The following is a 643-nucleotide window of genomic DNA, read 5'->3' on the forward strand; positions in this document are numbered from 1 at the left end:
GTGCGGACGCCAGTCGCTCGATTCAGGCTGGAGTCGGCAGCCGACCGTATCGGCGGCACCCCTCCACTTCAAGGCTGCACATTTTTTTCAAATGCCTGTTGCGAAATCCGTGCATTCACGGCAATAATTCCTAGATTTCGCCACGATTCACCGCCCCGTAGAAATCCGGGCCAACGGACTGAAACCGATGATGCTCTCGCACGCCCAGATCTGGAACGCCCTCKACCGCCTCGCGGAACGCAACGGCATGTCASCCTCCGGCCTTGCCAAGAAGGCGGGGCTCGACGCCACGACTTTCAACAAGTCCAAGCGCATCACCAATGACGGTCGCGAGCGCTGGCCATCGACGGAGTCGGTCTCGAAGGCGCTGACCGCGACCGGCGTGACCATCGACAGCTTCGTCGCGCTGATCGAAGGCACCAAGCGCATCGTGCAGTCGGTGCCGCTGCTTGGCTTYGCMCAGGCCGGCCATGGCGGTTACTTCGACGACGCGGGTTTTCCCGCCGGCAGCAAGGGCTGGGATGAAGTCGGCCTGCCGTCGGTGAACGACGAGCACGCCTATGCGCTGAAGATCTCCGGCGACTCGATGAAACCCGCTTATCGCGACGGCGACATCATCGTCGTCTCGCCTGAAGCGCAGATC

At 62.1% G+C, this 643-nt stretch carries 1 protein-coding gene; it reads left to right on the plus strand.

The genetic code is table 11. From position 1 onward, the window contains the following. Window positions 1-247 precede the first annotated feature (247 nt). Window positions 248-643, plus strand: a 396-nt coding sequence (locus AC1DU6_RS34445) for a S24 family peptidase (RefSeq protein WP_477862969.1), incomplete at its 3' end; no start/stop codon positions are given.

The organism is Roseateles sp. P5_B10 (assembly GCF_056400485.1).